16 protein-coding genes and 1 pseudogene are annotated in these 21,135 nt (G+C 66.9%); 16 read left to right on the forward strand and 1 reads right to left on the reverse strand.

The features are described from left to right. Positions 1–12: 12 nt before the first annotated feature. The 14 genes and pseudogenes from rsmH to lpxC all read left to right on the forward strand — a co-directional run bounded on the left by rsmH (position 13) and on the right by lpxC (position 16,390). The gene (gene rsmH, locus AC3ITW_RS03075; RefSeq protein ID WP_100434042.1) at positions 13–981 is read left to right on the forward strand and encodes a 16S rRNA (cytosine(1402)-N(4))-methyltransferase RsmH; all 969 of its coding nucleotides are present in this window, start codon (positions 13–15) and stop codon (positions 979–981) included. After that, on the forward strand, positions 978–1,241 hold the full coding sequence (gene ftsL, locus AC3ITW_RS03080; protein WP_005412242.1) for a cell division protein FtsL: 264 nt from the start codon (positions 978–980) through the stop codon (positions 1,239–1,241). The genes rsmH and ftsL overlap by 4 nt, the downstream gene beginning before the upstream one ends. Further along, positions 1,238–3,082 (forward strand): peptidoglycan D,D-transpeptidase FtsI family protein, encoded by a 1,845-nt coding sequence (locus AC3ITW_RS03085; RefSeq protein ID WP_004143647.1) that lies wholly within the window; start codon positions 1,238–1,240, stop codon positions 3,080–3,082. The genes ftsL and AC3ITW_RS03085 overlap by 4 nt, the downstream gene beginning before the upstream one ends. Continuing rightward, positions 3,079–4,587: a UDP-N-acetylmuramoyl-L-alanyl-D-glutamate--2,6-diaminopimelate ligase gene (locus AC3ITW_RS03090; RefSeq protein WP_154354613.1), complete on the forward strand. Its 1,509-nt coding sequence runs from the start codon at positions 3,079–3,081 to the stop codon at positions 4,585–4,587. The genes AC3ITW_RS03085 and AC3ITW_RS03090 overlap by 4 nt, the downstream gene beginning before the upstream one ends. Continuing rightward, the gene (locus AC3ITW_RS03095) at positions 4,584–5,978 is read left to right on the forward strand and encodes a UDP-N-acetylmuramoyl-tripeptide--D-alanyl-D-alanine ligase (protein WP_004143653.1); all 1,395 of its coding nucleotides are present in this window, start codon (positions 4,584–4,586) and stop codon (positions 5,976–5,978) included. The genes AC3ITW_RS03090 and AC3ITW_RS03095 overlap by 4 nt, the downstream gene beginning before the upstream one ends. Next, positions 5,968–7,053 (forward strand): phospho-N-acetylmuramoyl-pentapeptide-transferase, encoded by a 1,086-nt coding sequence (gene mraY, locus AC3ITW_RS03100; protein ID WP_004143659.1) that lies wholly within the window; start codon positions 5,968–5,970, stop codon positions 7,051–7,053. The genes AC3ITW_RS03095 and mraY overlap by 11 nt, the downstream gene beginning before the upstream one ends. A 1-nt stretch (position 7,054) precedes the next feature. Further along, on the forward strand, positions 7,055–8,380 hold the full coding sequence (gene ftsW, locus AC3ITW_RS03105; RefSeq protein ID WP_004143661.1) for a putative lipid II flippase FtsW: 1,326 nt from the start codon (positions 7,055–7,057) through the stop codon (positions 8,378–8,380). Further along, a complete protein-coding gene (gene murG, locus AC3ITW_RS03110) occupies positions 8,377–9,465 on the forward strand; it encodes an undecaprenyldiphospho-muramoylpentapeptide beta-N-acetylglucosaminyltransferase (protein WP_004143663.1) in 1,089 nt (362 codons plus the stop codon). Before ftsW ends, murG begins: the two co-directional genes overlap by 4 nt. A gap of 40 nt (positions 9,466–9,505) precedes the next feature. Beyond that, positions 9,506–10,942 (forward strand): UDP-N-acetylmuramate--L-alanine ligase, encoded by a 1,437-nt coding sequence (gene murC, locus AC3ITW_RS03115; protein WP_012510048.1) that lies wholly within the window; start codon positions 9,506–9,508, stop codon positions 10,940–10,942. After that, complete coding sequence (locus AC3ITW_RS03120; RefSeq protein ID WP_136638863.1) at positions 10,939–11,901, forward strand: D-alanine--D-alanine ligase; 963 nt, start codon at positions 10,939–10,941, stop codon at positions 11,899–11,901. Before murC ends, AC3ITW_RS03120 begins: the two co-directional genes overlap by 4 nt. Then, positions 11,898–12,575: pseudogene (locus AC3ITW_RS03125) on the forward strand (cell division protein FtsQ/DivIB); the annotation flags it as partial. The gene AC3ITW_RS03120 and the pseudogene AC3ITW_RS03125, both read left to right, overlap by 4 nt. A gap of 68 nt (positions 12,576–12,643) precedes the next feature. After that, complete coding sequence (ftsA, locus tag AC3ITW_RS03130) at positions 12,644–13,879, forward strand: cell division protein FtsA (RefSeq protein ID WP_005408083.1); 1,236 nt, start codon at positions 12,644–12,646, stop codon at positions 13,877–13,879. A gap of 170 nt (positions 13,880–14,049) precedes the next feature. Further along, entirely contained in the window at positions 14,050–15,285 is a 1,236-nt protein-coding gene (gene ftsZ / locus AC3ITW_RS03135; RefSeq protein ID WP_004143720.1) for a cell division protein FtsZ, read from the forward strand. A gap of 193 nt (positions 15,286–15,478) precedes the next feature. Then, positions 15,479–16,390: a UDP-3-O-acyl-N-acetylglucosamine deacetylase gene (gene lpxC, locus AC3ITW_RS03140; RefSeq protein WP_004143722.1), complete on the forward strand. Its 912-nt coding sequence runs from the start codon at positions 15,479–15,481 to the stop codon at positions 16,388–16,390. 282 nt (positions 16,391–16,672) lie between these two features. Here lpxC and AC3ITW_RS03145 read toward each other — a convergent pair whose 3' ends face one another. Continuing rightward, positions 16,673–17,122, reverse strand: a complete 450-nt coding sequence (locus AC3ITW_RS03145; RefSeq protein WP_012510050.1) for a DciA family protein — start codon at positions 17,120–17,122, stop codon at positions 16,673–16,675. 12 nt (positions 17,123–17,134) lie between these two features. Between AC3ITW_RS03145 and AC3ITW_RS03150 the strand changes: the two genes are divergently transcribed. Then, positions 17,135–18,091, forward strand: coding sequence for a M23 family metallopeptidase (locus AC3ITW_RS03150; protein WP_012510051.1), 957 nt, complete (start codon positions 17,135–17,137; stop codon positions 18,089–18,091). 297 nt (positions 18,092–18,388) lie between these two features. Beyond that, on the forward strand, positions 18,389–21,121 hold the full coding sequence (gene secA, locus AC3ITW_RS03155; RefSeq protein ID WP_489390054.1) for a preprotein translocase subunit SecA: 2,733 nt from the start codon (positions 18,389–18,391) through the stop codon (positions 21,119–21,121). Positions 21,122–21,135: the final 14 nt, after the last annotated feature.

The following is a 21,135-nucleotide window of genomic DNA, read 5'->3' on the forward strand; positions in this document are numbered from 1 at the left end:
CGGGGTGCCCGGATGCGCCCAGAAGCGCAGGCCGGTCACCTTCCGGTGTCGCAGTCGCCGGCGGTGCACCTGCCGGTCCTGTACACCCAGGTCCTTGAAGGCCTGAGGGTGATCGAAAACGGACGTTATCTGGATGGCACGTTCGGTCGTGGCGGTCATGCACGTGGCGTGCTCACCCAGCTCGGTCCCGAGGGGCGCCTGCTGGTCATGGACAAGGATCCGGAAGCCATCGCCGTAGCCGAGCGCGATTTCGCGCCGGACCCGCGCGTGTCCATCTTCCGTGGCAGCTTTGCCCAGCTGCTGCAGTGGGATGCGACGGCTGAAGGCCTGGACGGCGTGCTGTTCGACCTGGGCGTGTCGTCGCCGCAGCTGGACGTGGCCGAACGTGGCTTCAGCTTCGGCAAGGACGGCCCGCTGGACATGCGCATGGATCCGGACAGCGGTGAAAGTGCAGCGCAGTGGATCAACCGCGTTGAAGAACGCGAGATTGCCGACGTGCTGTGGACCTACGGCGAAGAGCGCCAGAGCCGCCGTATCGCCCGTGCCATCGTCGCCCGCCGCGAGAAGCAGCCGTTCTCCCGTACCGCCGAACTGGCCGAGTTGATCGCCTCGGTGATGCCGCGCGGAAAAGACAAGATCCACCCGGCCACGCGCAGCTTCCAGGCCATCCGCATCCACATCAACCGCGAGCTGGCCGACCTGGAAGCCGGGCTTGATGCGGCCGTGGAACGGCTCAAGCCCGGCGGCCGCCTGGCGATCATCAGCTTCCACTCGCTGGAAGACCGCATCGTCAAGCAGTACATGAACCGCCTGGCCAAGGCGCCGCCGGCCAACCGCCGCCTGCCCGAGGCGGAGGTGTTCGTACCGACGCTGGATCTGATCGGCGGTGCCATCAAGGCCACCGACGAAGAACTGGCGGCCAACCCGCGTGCCCGCAGCGCCGTGCTGCGCGTGGCCCAGAAGCGGGAGGCCGATGCATGAGCCGGCTGCTGCTGATCATCCTGTTGGCCTCGACCGTGGCCTCGGCGATCGGCGTCGTGTTCGTGCGTCACCGTCACCGGCAGACGTTCATCGAGCTGTCGCGCGCCGAGCGCAAGCGCGATGACATCAATCTGGAATTCGGTCGTCTGCAGCTGGAACAGGCAACGCTGGCCGAAGCCAACCGTGTGGATCGCATCGCCCGCGAGAAGCTCGGCATGAAGTTCCCCGAGGCCGCCGACATCGTGGTGGTGCGCCCATGAGCAAGACCGGCCGCAACCGCCCGCGCAACGCCTTCAACCTGCGCCAGCGCCTGCGCTGGGTGGCGTTGGCGCTCGGCCTGTGTTCGGTGTCGCTGGTGGGCCGTGCGGCCTACGTGCAGATCATCAACAGCGATTTCTACCAGCGCCAGGGCGAGGCCCGCTACCTGCGCGAGCTGCCGATCAAGACCTCGCGCGGCATGATCACCGACCGCAACGGCGAGCCGCTGGCGGTATCGACCCCGGTCGCCTCGATCTGGGTCAATCCGCAGGACCTGCTGCGTTCGCCCGAGCGCATCCCGGAGCTGGCCCAGGCAGTCGGCATGTCGGTGGACGAGCTGAGCAGCCGCCTGTCGCAGAAGTCGGACAAGGAATTCATGTACCTGCGTCGACGGATCAATCCGGACGAGGCAGAGAAGGTGGTCGCGCTGAAGATTCCAGGCGTGGCCGCGCAGCGCGAGTTCCGTCGCTTCTACCCGCAGGGTGAGGCGATGGCGCACGTGCTGGGTTTCACCAACATCGACGACCGCGGCCAGGAAGGCCTGGAGTTGGCATTCGACGAATGGCTGCGTGGCAAGGCCGGCGCCAAGCGGGTGATCCGCAACCGCAAGGGCGAGACCGTCGAGAGCGATCTGCTGCGCGCCGCCGAACCGGGCAAGGACCTGACCCTCAGCATCGACCGCCGCATCCAGTACCTGGCGTTCAAGGAACTGCGCAACGCGCTGGTGGCCAATAAGGCGGCCGGCGGTTCGATGGTGATCATGGACGTGACCACCGGCGAGATCCTGGCCATGGTCAACCTGCCGACCTACAACCCGAATTCGGTGGGTGGCGCGGCCCCGGATACCCGCCGCAACCGCGCGGTGACCGACCTGGTCGAGCCGGGTTCGACGATGAAGCCGCTGACCATCGCCACCGCGCTGCAGGCCGGTGCGGTGACCAAGGACACCGTCATCGACACCAATCCGGGCTACATGCAGGTGGCCCGCTTCACCATCCGCGACGTGCCGCGCAACAACGGCGTGCTGAACGTGACCGGTGTGATCACCCGCAGTTCCAACATCGGTGCGGCCAAGGTGGCGGCGAAGATGCCGGACCAGGTGTTCTACGACGGCGTGCGCCGCTTCGGCTACGGCTCGGTGCCGCACAGCGGTTTCCCGGGTGAATCCGGTGGTGTGGTGCGACGCCCTGCGAACTGGGACGGTGCCACCAAGACCACCATGTCCTACGGCTATGGCCTGAACGTGACGCCGCTGCAGATCGCCACCGCCTATTCGGCGTTGGCCAACGGCGGCAAGCTGATCGCGCCGACCTTCGTCAAAGGCCAGCGCAACGAGGCGCATCAGATCATCGATGAGAGCGTCGCCAGGCAGGTTGTGGCGATGATGGAAACGGTGGTCACCCAGGGTGGTGCCAAGCAGGCAGCGGTGCTGGGCTACCGCGTGGCCGGCAAGACCGGTACCGCGCGCAAGACCGGTCCTGGCGGTTACGAGCGCGGCCACTACAACGCGCTGTTTGCCGGCGTGGTGCCGGCCACCAACCCGCGTTTTGCCACCGTCATCGTCATCAACGACCCGCAGGCCGGCAAGTTCTACGGTGGCCTGGTATCGGCGCCGGTCTACCACAACGTGATGGAAGGCACCCTGCGCCTGATGGACGTGCCGCTGGACGACCTGCAGTCGTGGCTGGCCGCACAGCAGTCCGGCAAGGTCGGCCATTCGGCCTCGATCCTGCCGGCGCCACCGGCCGAGGCCGCGCTGCCGGTCGATGCCGCCGCTGAATTCGATGCTGCGCTGCCCAGCGCGCATGCCCAGACGCCGCCCGCTACGGGAGGCACGCAATGAGTCCTTCGATGTTGCTTTCGCAGTTGCTTCCGGACGTTGCTCTTGCAGGGCACGACCCCGTTCTGACCGGCCTGGTGCTGGACAGCCGCGCCGTGCGCCCCGGCAATGCCTTCGTCGCCATCGCCGGTTTCGGCGCGCATGGCCTGGGCTTTGTCGAGCAGGCCCGTGCGGCGGGCGCCGGCGCCATCCTGTTCGAACCGCCGGCACCGGCCGAGCTGCCGGCACCGGCTGATGCAATCGCCGTGCCGGGCCTGCGCGCGCGCATGGGTGCGATGGCCGACCAGTTCCATGGCGCACCGTCGCGGGCGATGGCGATGGTCGGCGTGACCGGCACCAACGGCAAGACCTCCACCGTGCAGCTGCTGGCCCAGGCCTGGCACCTGCTCGGAACGCCCAGTGGCAGTATCGGCACGTTGGGCGCCGGACTTTATGGTGCGGTTGAACCGACCGGTTTCACCACGCCGCTGGTGCTGCAGATGCATGCGCTGCTGGCGCAGCTGCGTGACGCCGGCGCGCGCGCGGTGGCGATGGAAGTCAGCTCGCATGCGCTGGACCAGGGCCGCGTGGATGCGGTGCACTACGACGTGGCGGTGTTCACCAACCTCACCCGCGATCACCTGGACTACCACGGCGACATGGCCAGCTACGGCGCGGCCAAGGCGCGGTTGTTCCATCGTCCGGGCCTGAAGGCCGCTGTGATCAATCTTGACGACGCATTCGGTCGCCAGCTGTTCGCCGGCCTGCCGGCGGGCGTGCAGCCGATCGGCCTGAGCTCGCGCGGTGCCACCGATGCCAGCGTGCACGCCGAGGCGCTGCAACTGGACGGCCGTGGCATTGCCTTCGAACTGGCCATCGACGGCCAGCGCGCGGCGGTGCAGTCGCCTTTGCTGGGCCGCTTCAATGTGGACAACCTGCTGGCCGTGGCCGGTACCCTGCATGCGCAGGGCCAGCCGCTGGCGCGCATTGCCGAGGTGCTGTCGGCGCTGCAGCCGATCCGCGGCCGCATGAACCGCCTCGGTGGCGAGGATGGCCTGCCGACCGTGGTGGTGGATTACGCCCACACCCCGGACGCACTGGAACAGGCGCTGGACAGCCTGCACGGCCACCTGCAGGGCACGCTGTTCTGCGTGTTCGGCTGCGGTGGCGAGCGTGATACCGGCAAGCGCCCGCAGATGGCCGCGATCGCCGAGCGCCTGGCCAACCAGGTCATCGTTACCGACGACAATCCGCGTGGCGAAGATGGCGACGTGATCGTGGCCGACATCCTGGCCGGATTTACCGATGCCTCCGCCGTGACCGTGCAGCGCAGCCGCGCGCGTGCGATCGGCCTGGCGGTGAAGCGCGCCAATGCAGGCGACATCATCCTGATTGCCGGCAAGGGCCACGAGCCGTACCAGGAAGTGAATGGCGTGCGCCATGACTTCGATGACACCGAAGTGGCTGCGGCTGCACTGGCGGCCAAGGCCGGTGTGCTGGCGGCCCAGGCCGGGGAGGGCATCGCATGAAGCGCACCCTGCTTTCGCTGATCGCACACTGGGCCGGCGGCGAGATCCACGGCGATGACGTCGCCATCGATGCGGTCAGCAATGACACCCGCAATCTCGGCCCGGGCAGCCTGTATGTGGCGCTGCGCGGCGAGCGTTTCGATGGCCATGACTTTGCCGCCGACGCGCAGGCGCGCGGTGCCAGCGCGCTGCTGGTCGAGCGCCTGCTGCCGATCGAACTGCCGCAGGTGCTGGTGGCCGACAGCGAACTGGCGCTGGCGAAGATCGCCACCGGCATGCAGCGTGACCGTGATACCGAGGTGTTCGCGATCACCGGCAGCAACGGCAAGACCAGCGTGAAGAGCCTGCTGCTGTCGATCCTGCAGCAGGTGGCCCGTCATGCGCACAAGGTGGTCTACGCCAACCCGGGCAACCGCAACAACGAGATCGGCCTGCCGCTGGCGGTGATCGATGCCCCGGAAGATGCCGACTACGCTGTCTACGAGATGGGCGCGGGCAAGCCGGGTGACATCGCCTACCTGACCGATATCGCCCGCCCGCGTTATGCGCTGGTCAACAACATCGCCCCGGCACACCTGGAGCGGATGGGCAGCCTGCTCGGCGTCGCCGTCACCAAGGGCGCGATCTATGCCGCGCTGCCCGCCGATGGTGTAGCCGTGATCAACGTCGACGATGCCTACGGCCGCTGGTTCGAACAGCATTTCGTCGGCACCCCGGCGCGCTGCCGCGTACTGCGCTATGGGCTGGAGCACACCGCCGATGTCACCGCGCGTGATATCCGCGCCGGTGCGCAGGGCAGCCAGTTCACCCTGGTGTCGCCGATGGGCGAAGCCCGCGTGGTGCTGGGTCTGCCGGGCCGCCACAACGTCAGCAACGCGCTGGCCGCGGCCAGCCTGGCACTGGCCGCCGGTATCGAGCTGGCGCTGGTCGCAGCCGGCCTGGCCGATGCGCAGCCGGTGCCGGGCCGTCAGATCGCGCATCAGCTGCACAACGGTGCGGTGCTGGTGGACGACAGCTACAACGCCAACCCGGGTTCGCTGGCTGCGGCCATCGATGCCCTGGCTGCGGCTCCGGAAGAAGGCTGGCTGGTGCTTGGCGACATGCGCGAGCTGGGCCCGGATGCCGAAGCGCTGCATGCGCAGGCCGGCCTGCGCGCCCGCGCGGCTGGCCTGAAGCGCCTGTATGCGCTGGGTCCGCTCAGCGCCGCTGCCGCCACCGCCTTCGGCGAAGGCGGCCGTCATTTCGCCACCCATGACGCGCTGTCGCAGGCGCTGAAGGACGAGCTGCACGCTGGCGTGCGCTGCCTGGTCAAGGGTTCCCGTGGCAGCGCCATGGACACGATTGTCAAAGCGCTGCTGGCGCAAGGAGAGGAATCCCCGCATGTTGTATGAACTGGCTCGATGGTTGCAGCAGTTGGAGAGCCTGTTCGGGCTGTTCAACTACCAGACGTTCCGCGCCATCCTTGCCGCGTTGACGGCCCTGTTCCTGTCGCTGTGGCTCGGCCCGGCGATGATCCGCAAGCTTGCCCAGTTCAAGGGCGGCCAGCCGATCCGCAAGGACGGTCCGCAGACCCATTTCTCCAAGGCCGGTACGCCGACCATGGGCGGTTCGCTGATCCTGCTCACCATCACCCTGTCGGTGCTGATGTGGGCCGACCTGCGTAACCGCTACGTGTGGCTGGTGCTGGCGGTCATGCTGTGCTTCGGCGCCATCGGCTGGTACGACGACTGGATCAAGATCGTCCGCCGCGACCCGAACGGCCTGAAGTCGCGCTGGAAGTACCTGCTGCAGTCGATCTTCGGCCTGGCCGCTGGTCTGTTCCTGTTCTATACGGCCGATGTGCCGGCGGCGCTGACCTTCTATATCCCGATGTTCAAGTCGGTGGCGCTGCCGCTGGCCGGCATCGGCTTCGTGACCATCGCCTACTTCTGGATCGTCGGCTTCTCCAACGCGGTGAACCTGACCGACGGCCTGGACGGCCTGGCGATCATGCCGACGGTGCTGGTGGCCTGCGCGCTGGGCGTGTTCGCCTATGCCTCGGGCAACGTGGTGTTCGCCAACTACCTGCAGATCCCGCAGATCCCGGGCGCCGGTGAGCTGGTCATCATCTGCGCGGCCATCGCTGGCGCAGGCCTGGGCTTCCTGTGGTTCAACACCTATCCGGCGATGGTGTTCATGGGCGACATCGGCGCACTGGCGCTGGGTGCGGTGCTGGGCACGATCGCGGTGATCACCCGCCAGGAGCTGGTGCTGGTGATCATGGGCGGCGTGTTCGTCATCGAAACGCTGTCGGTGATGATCCAGGTCGCCTCGTTCAAGCTGACCGGCAAGCGCGTGTTCCGCATGGCGCCGATCCATCACCACTTCGAACTGAAGGGCTGGCCCGAGCCGCGCGTGATCGTGCGCTTCTGGATCATCTCCGTCGTGCTCGTGCTGATCGGCCTGGCCACGTTGAAGGTGCGCTGAGATGAACGACCTGTCCCGCCAGGCAACACGCCTTGAAGCCATCGAAGGCAGCTACGACAAGTGGCTGCTGGGCGCGATCATCGCGCTCACGGGCATCGGCGTGGTGATGGTGGCGTCCAGCTCGATCGCCCTGATGAGCAGCCCGTTCTACTACCTCAACCGCCACCTGATCTTCCTGGCGGTAGGCATCGTGCTGGCGGTCGTTGCCGCCCGCACCGAGCTGAAGTCCATCGAGCAGTACAACCAGATGCTGCTGCTGGGCTGCTTCGTGCTGCTGCTGGCGGTGTTCGCGCCGGGCCTGGGCAGCACCGTCAACGGCGCGCGCCGCTGGATCAACCTGGGCATCTCCAAGTTCCAGACGGTCGAAGCGGTGAAGGTGCTCTACATCGTCTGGCTGTCCAGCTACCTGGTGCGCTTCCGCGACGAGGTCAACGCGACCTGGCCGGCGATGCTCAAGCCGCTGGGCGTGGCCGGTGCGCTGGTGCTGTTGCTGCTGCTGCAGCCGGACTTCGGTTCGTCCACCCTGCTGCTGGCGATCACCGCCGGCATGCTGGTGCTGGGCGGGGTGAACATGCCGCGCATGTCGATGCCGGTGATCATCGGCCTGGTCGGCATGAGCGCGCTGGCGATCATCGAGCCGTACCGCATGCGCCGCATCACCTCCTTCCTCGACCCGTGGGCCGACCAGCAGGGCGACGGCTACCAGCTGTCCAACGCGCTGATGGCCGTGGGCCGCGGCGAGTGGACCGGCGTTGGCCTGGGCAACTCGGTGCAGAAGCTGTACTACCTGCCGGAAGCACATACCGACTTCATCTTCTCGGTCACCGCCGAGGAGTTCGGCTTCCTTGGCACCTGCGTGATCGTGGCCCTGTACGCGCTGCTAGTTGGCCGCACCTTCTGGCTGGGCATGCGCTGCGTGGAAATGAAGCGTCACTTCTCCGGCTACATTGCCTTCGGCATCGGCCTGTGGATCAGCATGCAGACCTTCGTCTCGATCGGCGTGAACCTGGGCATCCTGCCGACCAAGGGCCTGACCCTGCCGCTGATCTCCTCCGGCGGTTCGTCGGTGCTGATGACCTGCGTGGCGATGGGCCTGCTGCTGCGCGTGTCCTATGAACTCAAGCGTGCCGAGCGTCGCCAGGCCGTGCGTATCGGTGGTGGCGACGAGGCCGTGGCCGATGCGCCCGTGGACGCGCCGGCCGCACCGGCTGCGGCCAGCGTGCCGATGAGCGCCGAACCGGTGGCCGCCGCTGCCGGGCCGGCCGCCGCACGTGGCACCAGCCGCCTGCAGTCGCGCATCGAACCGACCTTCGGGAGGCTGTCATGAGCGCAGCCACCCATAGCGTGCGCCCGGTGATGATCCTGGCCGGTGGCACCGGCGGTCACATCTTCCCCGGCCTGGCCGTGGCCCGCGTGCTGCGCGAGCGTGGCGTGCCGGTCACCTGGATGGGCGCCGATGGTGCGATGGAAACCCGTCTGGTGCCGCAGCACGACATTCCGATCGACACCCTGGCCATCACCGGCCTGCGCGGCAAGGGCAAGCTGGCCCTGCTCGGTGCACCGTGGCGGTTGATGCGCGCGCTGCGCGCCGCCGGCATGATCATCCGCAAGCGCCAGCCGCGCGCGGTGATTGCCTTCGGTGGCTTTGCCTCCGGTCCGGGCGGCATGGCCACGCGCCTGCACGGGCTGCCGTTGATCGTGCATGAGCAGAACCGTGCGCCGGGCCTGACCAACCGCATCCTGTCGCGCTATGCGCGCCGCCTGCTGACCGGTTTCCCGGGCACCTTCGCCAAGCGCGAGGAGTTCATCGGCAACCCGGTGCGTGCCGAAATCGCCGCCATCGCACCGCCGGAACAGCGCTTCGCCGACCGCCAGGGTCCGCTGCGCGTGCTGGTGGTCGGTGGCAGCCAGGGCGCGCGTGCGCTCAACACCGGCGTGCCGCAGGCCATCGCTGCGCTGGGTGCCACGGTGCCGGTGCAGGTACGCCACCAGAGTGGCGAAAAAATGCATGCCGAAGCGGTCGAGGCATATGCCAAGGCCGGCGTGCAGGCTGAAATCACGCCGTTCATCGCCGACATGGCCGAGGCCTTTGCCTGGGCCGATCTGGTGGTGTGCCGTGCCGGCGCTTCCACTCTGGCCGAGCTGTGCGCGGTCGGTGTCGGCAGCGTGCTGGTGCCATTCCCCGCCGCCGTCGACGATCACCAGACCCGCAACGCGGAGTACCTGGTCGAGCGCGGCGCGGCGGTTTTGCTGAAGCAGGACGGAACGCTGGCTGACGGCATTGCCGCACTGCTGCGCGATCTGTCCGAAAATCCCGCCCGCCGCATGCAGATGGCGCAAGCCGCGCGTGCCCTGGCCAAGGTCGATGCCGCCGAGCGCATCGCCGATATCATTCTCGAGGAAGCTGTATGAAGAAGGCATGCCACCGCGCCTGCCCTGCGCGAGGCCGCGCATGATCCGCCGCCTGCACGACACCAACGACCTGGTGCGCGCGTTCCCGCGCGTGCATTTCGTCGGCATCGGCGGCACCGGCATGAGCGGTATCGCTGAAGTGATGCTGACGCTGGGCTATGAAGTGTCCGGCTCGGACAACGCCGACAACGTGGCGACCCGCCGCCTGGCCAGCCTGGGTGCGCGCATCATGCGCGGCCATTCCGCTGCCAACGTGCTGGGCACCGACTGCGTGGTGGTCTCCAGTGCCATCCGCGAAGACAACCCGGAACTGATGGAAGCGCGCAGCCAGCGCATTCCGATCATGCCGCGTGCGGCGATGCTGGCCGAGCTGATGCGCTTCCGCCGCGGCATCGCGGTGGCCGGCACCCATGGCAAGACCACCACCACCAGCCTCACCGCTGCGGTGCTGAGCGAAGGTGGGCTGGACCCGACCTTCGTGATCGGTGGCCAGCTGCTGGCCGCCGGTGCCAACGCCAAGCTGGGTGGTGGCCAGTGGCTGGTGGCCGAGGCCGACGAAAGCGATGGCAGCTTCCTGCGCCTGAATCCGCTGATGTCGATCATCACCAACATTGATGCGGATCATCTGGAAAACTACGGCAACGACTTCGCCCGCGTGCAGGCGGCGTTCGCCGAGTTCCTGCAGCGCCTGCCGTTCTACGGCCTGGCGGTGCTGTGCATCGATGATCCCGAAGTGGCTGCGCTGGCCGCCAAGACCCCGCGCCACGTGATGAGCTACGGCATGAGCCCGCAGGCCGACGTACGTGCCGAGAACGTGGTGCAGGAAGGTTCGCGCATGCGCTTCACCCTGCGCCTGCCGCAGGGCACCAGCCAGGAAGTGGTGCTGGCGCTGCCGGGCAAGCACAACGTACTCAACGCGCTGGCCGCCGCTGCGGTGGGCTGGCAGCTAGGCGTGGCGCCGGACGCGATCGCGCGTGCGCTGGAAGGTTTCGCCGGTGTTGGCCGTCGCTTCAACGATCTGGGCGAAGTGACCACCGCCAGCGGTGCCAAGGTCCGCATCATCGACGACTACGGTCATCACCCGAGCGAGCTGGAGGCGGTGTTCGCCGCCGCCCGTGGTGGCTGGGCTGACAAGCGTCTGGTGGTGGCCTTCCAGCCGCACCGCTACAGCCGTACCCGCGACCAGTTCGACAAGTTCGCCGCGGTGCTGTCCAGCGTCGATGCACTGGTGCTGAGCGAGGTCTACCCGGCCGGCGAGGAACCGATTGCCGGTGCCGATTCGCATGCGCTGGCCCGCGCCATCCGCGCGCGCGGCCGCAGCGAACCGGTGGTGGTGGGCAAGGCCGCCGAGCTGGCCAGCGTGCTGCCGGACGTGCTGCAGGACGGTGACCTGCTGCTGATGATGGGCGCCGGCGACATCGGTGCCGTAGCCACCCATATCGCGGTGGAAGGCTTCAAGGGGGAGGGCGAGGCGTGAGCGCGCTGACCTTCCCGCCGCTGCGAGTGACCGACCCGGCCGTGTTCGGCCGCGTCGCCGTGCTGCTGGGCGGCAGCTCCAGCGAACGCGAGGTGTCGCTGGACTCCGGCCGCAACGTGCTCGAAGCCCTGCAGTCGCGTGGCGTCGATGCGTTCGCCGTGGACGGCATCCCGGCGCTGGCCAAGGCGCTCGCCGCCGGTGGCATCGATCGCGTGTTCAACATCCTGCACGGCCACAACGGTGGCGGTGAGGACGGCATCGTGCAGGGCCTGATGGACGCCTTCGGCGTGCCGTATACCGGCTCGAACGTGCTGGGTTCGGCGCTGAGCATGGACAAGATCCGCACCAAGCAGGTGTGGCTGTCGCTGGGCCTGCCGACCCCGCAGTACCGCAAGGTCACTGCCGAGGACGTGCACGCCAATGCCGCCGAACTTGGCCTGCCGGTGGTGGTGAAGCCGGCCAACGAAGGCTCCAGCGTGGGCATCAGCCGGGTCACCGATGACGCCGGCCTGGACGAAGCGGTGGCCCTGGCCGCGCGCTACGACGGCCAGCTGCTGATGGAACAGATGGTGGTCGGCGACGAACTGACCGTGGCCATCCTCGGCGATGTCGCGCTGCCGTCGATCCGCATCGTGCCCAAGGGCCAGTGGTACGACTACAACGCCAAGTACATCGCCGAAGACACCCAGTACCTGTGCCCGGGCCTGGACGGGGATGCCGAAGATGAAATCCGCCGCATTGCGCTGGCTGCATTCCGTGCTGCCGGCTGCCGTGGCTGGGGCCGCGTGGACGTGATGCGCGACCGCGACAGCGGCCGCTTCTTCCTGCTGGAAGTGAACACCGCGCCGGGCATGACCAGCCATTCGCTGGTGCCCAAGGCCGCACGCCAGGCCGGCATCGGTTTCGAGGAACTGGTGTGGCGCGTGCTGGAACAGACCCTGGAGGCATCGCACGCATGAACGCGCTGCTGCGCATCTTCGTCTGGCTGTTGGCCTTGTCGGTGGTTGCTCTGCCGGTGGTGGCCGTGGTCAATGGCTGGGTCGGCGCAGAGCGCTGGCCGCTGGCGAAGCTGCGCGTGCACGGTGAGTTCAAGCGGGTGCCGGCCGAGCAGTTGCAGCAGGTGCTGATGCCTTATGCGCGATCTGGTTTCTTCGCAGTCAAGCTGCAGGACGCGCAGGACGCGCTGGAAAAGCTGCCGTGGGTGGAAAGCGCGCGGGTGCGCAAGCAGTGGCCGGATGTGCTGGAAGTGACTCTGGTCGAGCACAAGCCGTTCGCGCGCTGGGGCAACGATCGCCTGGTTTCCGAGCAGGGCAAGCTGTTCCCCACGCCGAAGAAACTGGCCGACCTGGCGCTGCCCGAACTGGACGGCCCGGACAGCCAGACCGAAGAAGTGATGAAGCTGTACAGCGACTCGCGTGCATTGTTCGCACCGGCCGGCGTCGACGTGCGCCGGGTGACGATGGATGCGCGCGGCAGCTGGTCGCTGGTGCTCAGCAATGGCACCGAAGTGGTGGTCGGCCGCGATGACGCGCGCTCGCGCATGCAGCGCTTCGTCAAGGTGCTGCCGCAGCTCAATCGTCAGGACGCGCCGATCGAGCGCGCCGACCTCCGTTACACCAATGGTTTCACGCTGAGCTGGGGTACCCCGGCCACGTCGGCGAAAACGCCGGCGACCCCGGCCAGAAGCACGCAGGAAAGAACATGAATCGCAAGGGTGACAAATCGCTGATCGTTGGCCTGGACATCGGCACCTCCAAGGTGGTGGCGCTGGTGGGTGAGTATTCGCCGGGCAATCCGATCGAAGTGATCGGTATCGGCTCGCATGAATCGCGTGGGCTCAAGCGCGGCGTGGTGGTGGACATCGAATCGACCGTGCAGTCGATCCAGCGCGCGGTGGAAGAAGCCGAGCTGATGGCCGGCTGCGAGATCCGCTCGGTGTATGCCTCGATCTCCGGCAACCACGTGCAGTGCAAGAACTCGCCCGGCATCGTGCCGATCCGCGACGGCGAAGTGACCTGGGGCGACCTGGACCGCGTGCTCGATGCGGCCAAGGCGGTGGCGATCCCGGCCGACCAGAAGATCCTGCACGCGATTCCGCGCGAGTACGTGCTGGACGATTCGCAGGAAGGCATCCGCAACCCGGTCGGCATGACCGGCGTGCGCCTGGAAGTGCATGCACACCTGGTGGTGTGCGCGCAGTCGGCCGCGGCCAACATCAGCAAGTGCGTGCAGCGCTGCGGCCTGCAGGTGGACGACCTGGTGCTGTCCTCGCTGGCCTCCAGCGTGGCGGTGCTGACCGCCGACGAGCGCGAGCTGGGCGTGGTGCTGGTCGACATGGGCGCCGGCACCACCGACATCGCGGTGTTCGTGCAGGGTGCGATCTGCCATACCGCCTCGCTGCCGATCGCCGGCGACCACGTCACCAACGACATCGCGCACATGCTGCGCACGCCGACCCCGGAAGCCGAGCAGATCAAGGTGCGCTACGCCTGCGCCCTGGCCCAGCTGGCCACCGCCGAGGAAAGCATCCAGGTGCCGTCGGTGGGCGATCGTCCGCCGCGCCGCATGCCGCGCCACTCGCTGGCGCAGGCCGTGCAGGGCCGCTACGAGGAAATCTTCGAGATGGTGCAGGCCGAACTGCGCCGCTCCGGCTTCGAGGAACTGGTGCGCGCCGGCATGGTGCTGACCGGTGGTGCGTCGAAGATGGAAGGCGTGGTCGAGCTGGCCGAGGAAATGCTGCAGATGCCGGTGCGCGTGGGCATCCCGCAGCACGTCACCGGCCTCGGTGAAGTGGTCGGCAACCCCGTGCACGCCACCGGCGTGGGCCTGCTGCTGATGGGCAGCCAGATCGAGCACCCGCGCCGGCCGTCGCTGCCGACCGGGCGTGCGGGAAGCATGTTCAAGAAACTCAAGACGTGGTTCCGCGGCGAGTTCTGACGCGGAACCGGTAAACCCCGGCATCGCCCGGGCGCAACACCTGCAGTACCCGCAACACAACGCAGCACCGGCAACACACAACCCACACAGCCGCAACGCCGGCATGCAGCAGGAAGGCAGGACGCCCGAATGCCCATGCCAGCCGAAGCGGATACAACGAGGACACGGACATGGCGCATTTTGAACTGATCGAAAAGATGGCACCCAATGCGGTGATCAAGGTGGTTGGCGTGGGCGGCGGCGGCGGCAATGCCGTGGCGCACATGGTCAACTCGGCGGTGGATGGCGTGGAATTCATCACGGCCAACACCGACTCGCAGGCCATCAAGAATTGCGGTGCCAAGCTGCAGCTGCAGCTGGGTACCAACGTGACCAAGGGCCTGGGCGCAGGCGCGAACCCGGAAGTCGGCCGCCAGGCTGCTCTGGAAGATCGTGAGCGCATCATGGACGCGCTGCAGGGTGCGGACATGGTGTTCATCACCGCCGGCATGGGCGGCGGCACCGGCACCGGTGCGGCGCCGGTGGTGGCACAGCTGGCCAAGGAAATGGGCATCCTGACCGTGGCCGTGGTCACCAAGCCGTTCCCGTTCGAAGGCCGTCGCCGCATGCAGGTCGCGCTGAAGGGCATCGAAGAACTGAGCCAGCACTGCGACTCGCTGATCACCATCCCGAACGAGAAGCTGATCACCGTGCTGGGTCGCAACGCGACCATGATCCAGGCCTTCCGTGCCGCCAACGACGTGCTGCAGGGCGCCGTGCAGGGCATCGCCGACCTGATCGTGCGTCCGGGCCTGATCAACGTCGACTTTGCCGACGTGCGCACCGTCATGTCCGAAATGGGCCTGGCAATGATGGGTACCGGTACCGCCCGCGGCGATGACCGCGCGCAGGCCGCTGCCGAATCGGCGATCCAGAACCCGCTGCTGGACGACGTGAACCTGGCCGGTGCCAACGGCATCCTGGTCAACATCACCGCCGGCGCCGACTTCACCATGGCCGAGTTCGACGAGATCGGCCGCACCATCGACGGCTTCGCTTCCGAAGACGCCACCGTGGTGGTCGGTACCGTGCTCGACCCGGACATGCAGGATGAAGTGCGCGTGACCGTGGTCGCCACCGGCCTGAACCGCGTCTCGGCCAGCAAGTCCCAGCGTCCGGGCGAACGTGCGCCGATCAAGCTGGTCCGCAACGCCACCACCGGCCAGCCGGAGTTCGGCGAGTTCGACAATGGCGGCGACGCCGTGTCGAAGGCGGTGGGTGGCATGGGCCTGGGCCTGCGTCGCGCCAGCAGCGATACCGCGGCAGCCTCCGCTCCGTCGGCCCCGGCCGCTTCGGCCCCGGCTGCGGCGGAACTGCCGAACGATTACCTGGACATCCCGGCCTTCCTGCGCCGCCAGGCGGACTAAGCGGGGCGGCCCGGGGCTTGTCCTCCCCGGGTTGCGCCACCATGTCCTGAAAACGCGGGCGCCGGGCCAGGATGGGCCCGGCCGCCCTGCTTCACGCGCGTCCTACCGGCGCGCCGGTGTGTCCTGCCGGCGTTTCAGTCGGGGTAGGGGACCCTGCGTGTTAATCTAATGTGTCACTTCCGGTCCACCCCCCATGATCCAGCAACGCACCCTCAAGAACACGATCCGCGCCACCGGCGTTGGCCTGCACAGCGGTGACAAGGTCTACATGACCCTGCGCCCGGCACCGGTCAACCATGGAATCGTGTTCCGCCGCGTGGACCTGGACCCGGTGGTGGAAGTGCCGGCCAAGGCCGAACTGGTCACCGAAGTGACCCTGTGCACCGGCCTGACCTGCAACGACGCCAAGATCCAGACCGTCGAACACCTGATGTCGGCGTTGGCCGGCCTGGGTGTGGACAACATCATCGTCGAACTGTCTTCGGCCGAGCTGCCGATCATGGACGGTTCGGCCGGTCCCTTCGTGTTCCTGCTGCAGTCGGCAGGCATCGTGGAACAGGATGCGCCCAAGCGCTTCATCCGCGTGCTGAAGACCGTGGAAGTGACCGAAGGCGACAAGGTGGCCCGCTTCACCCCGTATGAGGGCTACAAGCTGGGCTTCACCATCCAGTTCGACCACCCGATGATCCCGGCCAAGCAGTCGCGCCAGGAAATCGAGTTCTCGACGCTGGCCTACACCAAGGAAATCTCCCGCGCGCGCACCTTCGGCTTCATGCGCGACCTGGAGTACATGCGCGAGCGCAACCTGGGCCTGGGCGGTTCGATGGACAACGCCATCGTGCTGGATGAGTTCCGCGTGCTCAACGAAGACGGCCTGCGCTATGCCGACGAATTCGTGCGCCACAAGATCCTCGATGCGATCGGCGACCTCTATCTGGCCGGTGGCCAGGTGCTGGGCGCCTACGAGGGCTTCAAGTCCGGCCACGCGCTCAACAACAAGCTGGTGCGGGCGCTGATGGCCGATGCCACCGCCTGGGAGTGGGTCAGCTTCGACTCGCCGGCCACCCCGGACCCGGTCGAGTATGCGACGCCGGCTTACGCCTGATTCGCATAAGTTTTTGAATTAAAAGAAAAAAGCGCCGCCTTCAAGGGCGGCGTTGTCGTTTCAGACGCATGCCGCGCATTCAGCGCGCTTGAGGCGCGTCAAGGCCGGTTCGAGGTCACGGTTTTGTGAACCTGTTGGATCGGAAGCCTGAATTTAACGCAGTTTTAACAACAATCTAACGACAGGGCTCCGGATGGCAGCTAGGATGCGACCCGGCCCCCGAAATGTTTCACGCCGTGGTGACACGCGCGACGGGGAGTGGAGCCGGATGCTCCGCTGTCATCAGGACCGCTTCTTCGGCTTCGAAGGAACGTCCTGCAGGCAAGCCAAGGCGTCGCGTAGCCCTTTGTGCGTGGCGGCTGAAACTGCGTGGGGTCCATTCCGGTTGTCGAGCGCTGGGGAGCGCGTGGGAGTGGAGGACGCAGTCTTGATGGTCACCTTGGTGGCCTTCAGCCCGATGGACCGGGCCGCGTCGAGCAACTGGGCTTCGGCAAGCCGCAACTTGGCATGCCAGACCGGGGATTCGACGAGAAAAACGAGGTGTTCCCCGTCCACATTGGCCAGCCGGCAACGGCTGCGCAGAGGTGGCGGCAACTGGGGGCGCAACTGACGGTCCAGCGCGTCGAGCCACAAGGCACGCCGCAGCGGGTTCCCGCTTTTGTCAGCCATCACCGCATCCAGCGCCGGTTTCGGCTTGGAGGCGGGGCGAACGCTGGATTTCGGCTCAGACATGAAAACTCACTGATGGCATTCAAAAAGATCGTAATCAAAACGCGTGAAGGACAGGCCAAATCGTCGCCCATCGCGCGTTTGCGGTTCTATTTCGAGGACCGCCCCCGTGCCCTGCTGGGCAGCGTGCTCGGGGTAGGCTGCATTATCGGCCTTGCTGGCGGCATTGGCGCCAGCGCGCTGAATGATTCCCGGCTGCAGGCCAAGGTCGAGCGCCAGGACGCGGAGCTGGCCAAGGTCCGGCGCGACGCGCAGACCCAGGTCAACGCGCTGGCAGCCCGCCTCGGCGAGCTGCAGGCCCAGGCCACCCGCCTCAACGCCCTCGGCGAACGGCTGACCCAGATGGGCAAGCTGGAAGACGGCGAGTTCGACTTCAACGAGACCCCCGGCCTCGGTGACGGCGATGCTGGTGGCCCGACCACCGACATCCCGGTCAAGGACGTCAACGCCGACTTACAGGTGCTGGAGCAGCGCTTCGCTGCTTCAGGCCGCCAGCTGTCGGTGATGGAATCGCTGATGTTCGACCACCAGCTGCAGCAGAACGCCGTGCCGTCGCGCATGCCGATCCGCAACAGCTATGTGACCTCCGGCTTCGGCACCCGTGCCGACCCGTTCGGCCGCGGTGCCGCCACCCACAAGGGCATGGACTTCCACGCCAGGGTCGGTGACCCGGTGATGGCCGTGGCCGAAGGCGTGGTCAGCTTCTCCGGTGTGAAGGGCGGCTACGGCAACGTCGTCGACGTCGACCACGGCAATGGCTATGTCACCCGCTACGCGCACAATTCGCGCCTGGTGGTGAAGGTCGGCGACCTGGTCCGTGCCGGCCAGGAAGTGGCCAAGGCCGGTTCCACCGGCCGTTCGACCGGTGCCCACGTGCACTTCGAGGTGTGGGAGAACGGCAACGTGGTCAACCCGCGCAAGTTCCTCGGCGACGGCGGCAACACGCCGGTCGGCCGCATCAGCCGCGGCTGATGCCCGGGTCGGATCCCTTCCGCGCCGCGGGAGGGCTCTGACCCGATGTGGTTGATCTGGTAGTGCCGGCCGCTGGCCGGCAATTCCTTGAGGTGGCCGAGCGAGGCTGCCGGCCAGCGGCCGGCACTACCGGGAACGTTCGGATGCCATTGCCGCCAAGGGTTGAAACCCCTTGCGGCCGTCCCAAGCTACAATGGGTGTTGCCATCGACAGGGCGCCAGGCGCCCTGTTTCGTTTGCGACGGACGGATCCCAAGGGGGAGGCCGGGCGTCGTGTCCATCCAACCCGGTTCCTTCAATGATCAACAGCCTGCTTACCCGCGTATTTGGCAGTCGTAACGAACGACAGCTGCGCCAGCTCAACCGCATCGTCGCCAAGATCAATGCGCTGGAGCCGGAGATCGAGAAGCTTTCCGACGAGCAGCTTCAGGCCAAGACGCCGGAGTTCAAGCAGCGCATCGCCGATGGTGAAGCCCTGGACAAGGTGCTGCCGGAAGCGTTCGCGGTCTGCCGCGAAGCCGGTCGCCGCGTGCTGGGCATGCGCCACTACGACGTGCAGCTGATCGGCGGCATGGTGCTTCACCTGGGCAAGATCGCAGAAATGCGCACCGGTGAAGGCAAGACCCTGGTGGCGACCCTGCCGGTGTACCTCAACGCGCTGGAAGGCAAGGGCGTGCACGTGGTCACCGTGAACGACTACCTGGCCCGACGCGACGCCGCGCAGATGGGCAAGCTGTACAACTGGCTGGGCCTGAGCGTGGGCGTGGTCTACCCGGGCATGCCGCACAGCGACAAGCGCGAAGCCTACGCCTCGGACATCACCTACGGCACCAACAACGAATTCGGTTTCGACTACCTGCGCGACAACATGGCGCTGTCCAAGGCCGACCGCTACCAGCGCGGCCTGCACTACGCCATCGTCGACGAAGTCGACTCCATCCTGATCGACGAAGCGCGTACCCCGCTGATCATCTCCGGCCCGGCCGACGACTCCCCGGAGCTGTACATCCGGGTCAACCGCGTCGTGCCGAACCTGGTCAAGCAGGAAGCGGAAGACGGCGAAGGCGACTTCTGGGTCGACGAGAAGGGCAAGCAGGTGCACCTGTCCGAAGCGGGCATGGAGCACGCCGAGCAGCTGCTGGTCGAGGCCGGCATCCTCGACGGCGAGACCGAGGGCCTGTACGCGCCGCAGAACCTGACGGTGGTCCACCACCTCAACGCCGCGCTGCGCGCGCACGCGATCTACCAGCGTGACGTGGACTACATCGTGCGCGATGGCGAAGTGGTCATCGTCGATGAGTTCACCGGCCGCACCCTGTCCGGCCGTCGCTGGTCCGATGGCCTGCACCAGGCGGTGGAAGCGAAGGAAGGCGTGCCGGTCCAGCGCGAGAACCAGACGCTGGCCAGCATCACCTTCCAGAACCTGTTCCGCATGTACAAGAAGCTGTCCGGCATGACCGGTACGGCCGATACCGAAGCCTTCGAATTCCAGAGCATCTATGGCCTGGAAGTGGTGGTGATCCCGACCAACCGCCCGACCATCCGCAAGGACAGCCCGGACCAGGTGTTCCTCAACCGCAAGGGCAAGTTCAACGCGGTGCTGGCCGACATCGAAGAGTGCGCCAAGCGCGGCCAGCCGGTGCTGGTGGGTACCACCTCGATCGAAACCTCGGAAATGCTGTCCGAGCATCTGGCCAAGGCCGGCGTGAAGCACGAAGTGCTGAACGCCAAGCAGCATGACCGCGAAGCGACCATCGTCGCCAATGCCGGCCGTCCGGCCGCGGTCACCATCGCTACCAACATGGCCGGCCGTGGTACCGACATCGTGCTGGGCGGTTCGCTGGAAGCGGAAATCCACGAACTGGGCGAGGGCGCGACCGATGAGCAGAAGGCCGCGGTCAAGGCCGATTGGCAGAAGCGCCACGAGGCGGTGAAGGCTGCGGGCGGCCTGCACATCGTCGGCACCGAGCGCCACGAATCGCGCCGTATCGACAACCAGCTGCGTGGCCGTTCGGGCCGCCAGGGTGACCCGGGTTCGTCCCGCTTCTACCTGTCGCTGGAAGACAACCTGATGCGCATCTTCGCCTCCGATTGGGTGCAGAAGGCCATGCGCATGATGGGCATGAAGGAAGATGACGTCATCGAGGACCGCCTGGTCAGCCGCCAGATCGAGAAGGCGCAGCGCAAGGTCGAGGCTCACAACTTCGACATCCGCAAGAACCTGCTGGACTTCGACGACGTCAACAACGACCAGCGCAAGGTGATCTACGCCCAGCGCGACGAGCTGCTGGACGCCGAGTCGGTGAAGGACAACGTCGATGGCATCCGCGACGACGTGATCTTCGACATCGTCGCCCGCTTCGTGCCGCCGAACTCCATCGACGAGCAGTGGGACCTGCGTGGCCTGGAAGCGACCCTGGAGTCGGACTTCGGCCTGCAGATGTCGCTGACCGGTCTGGTCAAGGAACACGAGGAGCTGGACGCCGAAGCCATCGCCGCCAAGGTGCAGGAGCGCGTCAACCAGCACTTCGCCGAGAAGGAAGCCGGTGTTGGCGAAGAGACCATGCGCGCGCTGGAGAAGCACGTGATGCTGACCGTGCTGGACCAGAGCTGGAAGGAGCACCTGGCCCGCATGGATTACCTGCGCCAGGGCATCTACCTGCGTGGTTATGCGCAGAAGCAGCCGAAGCAGGAGTACAAGAAAGAAGCCTTCGAGCTGTTCTCGGACATGCTGGAGAACGTCAAGCGCGAAGTGGTGACCCTGCTGTCGCGCGTGCGCATCCGCAGCGACGAGGAAGTGCAGGCCCTGGAAGCGGCCGAGCGCCAGCAGGTCGAAGCCCGCCTGAGCCAGTCGCAGTTCCAGCACCAGGACGTTGGCAGCTACAGCGCCGACGAGGAAGCCGCGCAGGTGCAGGCCGCCCAGCAGGGCATCGCACAGGTGCAGCGTGACGAGCCGAAGATCGGCCGCAACGATCCGTGCCCCTGCGGCAGTGGCAAGAAGTACAAGCACTGCCACGGCCAGCTGAGCTGACCCGAAGAGCCCCG

The sequence above is a fragment of the Stenotrophomonas sp. KH_052 genome, assembly GCF_057838755.1.